We start from the raw sequence: 4,297 nt of genomic DNA, 5'->3' as shown, positions 1-4,297 counted from the left end.
CGCTCCCGCGTCGCGCCCATCACGCCGGCTCTTCTACTTCCGGCTCTCGGCATCCCAAATCCCATCCCGGCCGGTCGATCTGCAAACATCTCATCTTTCGGCCGTTCGCTGCACTCATGGAAGATCAGCGTGTAGGCTGTACAGTGCGGGTCCACGCCCTCAAGTGCCCCCCCCCGATGGCGCAATCGCGTTGTATGGGCAGCCCCCCCGGCAATACCTGATGTGCGAACAGTCCTTGCAGGCAGTGTCCACATATTCCGAGAATGCAGACATCCGTTTCCCCGGCTCCGACTGCATCAGCTGCTCCATCGTCGGCCTGTCCCGGACATTGGACATCACCCATTCGGGCATACCGATAAACCGGTAGCAGGGATAGATGCTCCCGTCCGGGCCGATGGCAAAGGTGTTTCCCATACAGTCAACATAGGTACAAACCGAGCCCCGGCGGGTGAAAACGCAGCGGCAGAGGTCGTTGATGTTCATCACCTCGACCTTCCCGAGATTGTCGAGCGCCTTGTCGAGGAGGTAGACCAGCAGTTCGCCATACTCCTCCGGCTCCAGCGCCCATTCCTTCGGGTTCTCGGACTTGATCGAGGGCAGCGCCGGGTGGAGTTTCAAGACAAATCCTTTCTCCTTGAAAAACTCGAAGATCTCTTCGCGGTGCTTTACCGATTTATTCGTGAATGTGCAGATGAACCGCACCTGGAGCCCTGCGGCCTTTGCGATCTCGTACCCCTTCATGCACTTATCATAATAGCCGTCGCCCCGCTGGGAATCCGTGATCTCCTCCGGGCCGTCGATGCTTGAGCCAAGGGGGACGTGGTACTCCGCAAGGACGCCTGCAATCTCCGGCGTCATCCGCCAGAGGTTTGTCTGCATGGCAAAATCCGGGGTGAGGTCTTTGAGTTCATGTGCGAGCAGGGGAAGCGCCTGACGGTAAAAGTCTGCCCCTGCAAGGAGCGGTTCGCCTCCGTGAAACGTGAAGGTGACGCGATCCTTGCGGAACCCCTTGAGCCACGCTACGGTTTCCTTCACCGTGTCGATCGTCATGACCGGTGATCCCTCTTCCGAGCTCCAGCAGTATTTGCACCTGCCCGGGCAGCCCAGTGTCGGGATGATCATGATGTGGAAGGGGTTCTTCATTATCCCAAACGTTCCCTCCGGCAGGGTAAAAGGATTATTATCCTGCCTCACTCGCCCATGAGAAATGAAAAATCCTTATCAGCTCATGGTATGATTGTTGATCCATGGCGAAGAAGGAAGTATTTCACGGTGTCCCGGGCATCCTGCGTCCGTTCAAGGAATATGTCGAGTCAAGAGGCCTGAAGAAAGGTGACCAGATCATCTATTATGGCGTTCCCGGCACCTGCACCCCCTTTGTCGAGCTGCTCGGGTTTGCCCTGCGATCGCTTGAGCTGGAACAGGTCTTTGTTCCCCTCGTTGATGAGATGAAGGCAAAGAAGATCAGTCATGTCGATCATGTTGGAATGCAGGTGAATGCTCCTGCCCCGGCTCTCAAACCCAAAGCGATTGTCGTTATGGGCGGCCTTTCCATGCCCAATGTCCCGGTCAAGCCCGAAGAGGTGAAAGCGGTGATCGGAAGACATGCCGGGGCAGCGGTGATCGGTGTCTGCTTTATGCATATGTTCGATAAAGCCGGCTGGCTGAACACGGTCACGTTTGACTGCCTGATCGATGCGAACATCGACCCGGTTGAAGTCATCCGTTGAGTGAAACCCCGATCCTTTACCAAACAATGGACATTACATTCTGCGTCCACTACCGGGGAGATGCCCTGCCGCCGACAAACCGGTTCTGCCGGGATTGTCCCATAGCAAAGACCGCCTGCGACTCCCTCTGGTCGCTCGTTGTCGCACTGTCGCGGTCGGGCGGGGGAGAAGCAGTCCCCCTGCCCGGGACCCATGCCGTGATGTATCCCAATCCCAGAACGTGGGATATCGTCCACCTGAAGATTAATACGAGGTGGGGTCTCCCCAAGGAGGATTTCCTCCACTTCATCGCAACCGGCTCAGCACAGATGGGCCGGAAGGGAGAGCGTCTTGATACACGTGCATCGCCCAGCATGACGCGACAGGAGCCCTATGTCCAGGCAATCGTTGCGGCACTGGGGGGAGAGGGGATCCCGGAGATACAGGCTGTACGTGTCGTACAGGCAAACAAGCAGGCGTTTCTTTCCCGGACTGCTGGATCGGTTCGTCAGATTCGGGAGTAGTGGGAGATACTGTTGCAGGAAGCGAGGGGGTCTTCCAAATCTCTATATAGTTAACATGCTTAACTAAATGTGGCGCACGGGCGATTGCGCATGGGGGCATGATGAAGGAAAAACCGGACCTGCTGAAGATATCCGAGCTCTGGATCCGCATCCTTAACAAGATGGATGCAGACGAGAAAATGGCAAAGGATTTTGGTACTGGCGACCTCCTCCACTGTTCGGAGATCCATACGGTCATGGCAATCGGGAAGAACCCGGACACCAACCTCACCAGCCTCTCCCTCCTGCTTGGCATCTCGAAGAGTGCCATTTCCCAGATGACAGGGAGGCTCGTTGTAAAAGGCCTGATTGAGAAGCACCGCGATTCCAAAAACGAGAAAGAGGTGCGCTTCCGGCTCTCTCCCAAGGGGAGGATCGCGTATCTCGGCCACGAACAGCACCATGCAAAGATCTATGCCCGCATGCACCGGAACCTCGGCGATCTCACCGACGATGAGTTTTCTCTTATCATACGGTTCCTTTCTGCCATGGAGAAGACACTTGACGAGTCCGGGCATGGGGAGAAGTAATTTTTTTCGCATAATGTATTGTTAACTGACTTAACAAAAGGAGCATTCATGACAACACAACCGCCCATACAAAAACGGGGAGCACTGAACGATGACGATTAACCGGGAACTTCTGTATAAGGGGAGATTTCTCCTTCCGGGCCTTGTGGCCTGCATTACCTTCGTAACTGGCAACGAAGCAGTCTTTCCAACAGCATTAGTGATGACCCTCCTCTGTATAACGCTCACGCTCAACAGATCTTCCAGTGATGGTGCAGACGGTGTAATAGCGAGACCGCTCGGGGATGCGGGGAGCACGGCCCTTGTTGTGTTTTCCACCTTCATTGCACTCTCCAGCGTGTTTATCCCGGTAATCCTTGCAGTATATGCCGGTTCTGGTCTATCGTATGGATGGCCGGATGAAGCCTTCACCCATGCGCTCGCCGCCCGCCTCCATGCGTTTGCGTACCTGACAGCTCTCCTCCTTATTGTGAGCATTGCATGTATCGCATGGTTCCGGTTGATGCAGTCCGGTGGCCGGCTCCAAGGCTCGCATCTCACCGCAGGTCTTCGGAATCCGGAAAAGGGGGACTGACCGATGGCAGAATCATGCAAAGAAAAGGACCGATCACCGGTTCGGGCAGAACCACATCCTGCACAACCTGTCTGCTGGTATTCCTTCTGGCACTTGCTGATGCTTGATAATCCCCTGCGATGCTTCCTTCAGGATCCCGAAAAGATCCTGAAGGGATACATCCGCCCTGGTATGCATGTTCTTGATATCGGGTGCGGGCCCGGGAATTTCACACAGGCCATGAGGAAGATGGTCGGGCCTCGCGGCCACGCTACCGCAGTCGATCTCCAGGAAGAGATGCTTCGGTATGCGAAACAGAAGTGCGGGAACACCGGGCCTTTTGCCCCGGTCACATGGCACCAGTGCGGGGCGGGTTCGCTCGGGCTTGCCACGCAGGCTGATTTTGCACTTGCTTTCTATATGGTGCACGAAGTGCCGGATCAGGAACGGCTCATCGGTGAGATCTTCTCATTGCTGAAACCGGGAGGGACCTGGCTCCTTGTTGAACCGGTCTTCCATGTCACGGAAAGCGCATTTACTGCAACGCTCGACTGTGCAGAGCAGGCCGGCTTTGTCGTTCATGAGCGCCCACACATACCGCTGAGCCGGGCTGTCGAGTTGCAAAAACCACAGATCTCCTGAAAATCACGGCCCCATGGGGTTTTGTGTAGTGGAACAACAGCTCGGTCACCTGCCGTATACCGGCCTCTTGCGGTTTCACCGCTTTTGCATACCTGGTGACGATCTGATCGGTTGTCACGTGCAGGCCCTGCTTGTGCATGTCCGACTGGTGGGGGAGGCGAACACGGTCACGTTCGATTGCCTGACCGATGCGAACATCGACCCGGTTGAAGTGACAAAATAGGATCCATCCGATCCTGATCCGGATATCGGTGCATCCCTGCCTGCAGAATCCCACGGGGGGTCGGGCAGGGGCAATCG

5 protein-coding genes and 1 pseudogene are annotated in these 4,297 nt (G+C 55.9%); 5 read left to right on the top strand and 1 reads right to left on the bottom strand.

Features of this window, described 5'->3' with window-relative positions; genetic code table 11:
* Window positions 1-1,143: pseudogene (locus tag CW742_RS07920) on the bottom strand (TIGR04083 family peptide-modifying radical SAM enzyme); the annotation flags it as partial.
* Window positions 1,144-1,247: 104 nt separating this feature from the next.
* Here CW742_RS07920 and CW742_RS07915 point away from each other — a divergent pair.
* The 5 genes from CW742_RS07915 to CW742_RS07895 all read left to right on the top strand — a co-directional run bounded on the left by CW742_RS07915 (window position 1,248) and on the right by CW742_RS07895 (window position 3,997).
* Window positions 1,248-1,730 (top strand): DUF2124 domain-containing protein, encoded by a 483-nt coding sequence (locus tag CW742_RS07915; protein WP_292418829.1) that lies wholly within the window; start codon window positions 1,248-1,250, stop codon window positions 1,728-1,730.
* 26 nt (window positions 1,731-1,756) lie between these two features.
* Window positions 1,757-2,233, top strand: a complete 477-nt coding sequence (locus CW742_RS07910; RefSeq protein WP_292418826.1) for a hypothetical protein — start codon at window positions 1,757-1,759, stop codon at window positions 2,231-2,233.
* Window positions 2,234-2,331: 98 nt separating this feature from the next.
* Window positions 2,332-2,802, top strand: a complete 471-nt coding sequence (locus tag CW742_RS07905) for a MarR family winged helix-turn-helix transcriptional regulator (RefSeq protein WP_292418824.1) — start codon at window positions 2,332-2,334, stop codon at window positions 2,800-2,802.
* 91 nt (window positions 2,803-2,893) lie between these two features.
* A complete protein-coding gene (locus CW742_RS07900) occupies window positions 2,894-3,376 on the top strand; it encodes a hypothetical protein (protein ID WP_292418821.1) in 483 nt (160 codons plus the stop codon).
* 3 nt (window positions 3,377-3,379) lie between these two features.
* A complete protein-coding gene (locus CW742_RS07895; RefSeq protein WP_342764866.1) occupies window positions 3,380-3,997 on the top strand; it encodes a class I SAM-dependent methyltransferase in 618 nt (205 codons plus the stop codon).
* Window positions 3,998-4,297 lie beyond the last annotated feature (300 nt).

It is taken from the genome of Methanoregula sp., from assembly GCF_002835825.1.
In the GTDB taxonomy this organism is placed as follows: Archaea; Halobacteriota; Methanomicrobia; order Methanomicrobiales; family Methanospirillaceae; genus Methanoregula.
Note: the sequence above shows the minus strand (reverse complement) of the source record. Positions and strands in the feature narration are given on the sequence as shown.

Coding starts and splice junctions, on each gene's coding strand:
- CW742_RS07915 (WP_292418829.1), top strand. CDS start 1,248: ATGGCGAAGAAGGAAGTATTTCACGGTGTCCCGGGCATCCTGCGTCCG.
- CW742_RS07910 (WP_292418826.1), top strand. CDS start 1,757: ATGGACATTACATTCTGCGTCCACTACCGGGGAGATGCCCTGCCGCCG.
- CW742_RS07905 (WP_292418824.1), top strand. CDS start 2,332: ATGATGAAGGAAAAACCGGACCTGCTGAAGATATCCGAGCTCTGGATC.
- CW742_RS07900 (WP_292418821.1), top strand. CDS start 2,894: ATGACGATTAACCGGGAACTTCTGTATAAGGGGAGATTTCTCCTTCCG.
- CW742_RS07895 (WP_342764866.1), top strand. CDS start 3,380: ATGGCAGAATCATGCAAAGAAAAGGACCGATCACCGGTTCGGGCAGAA.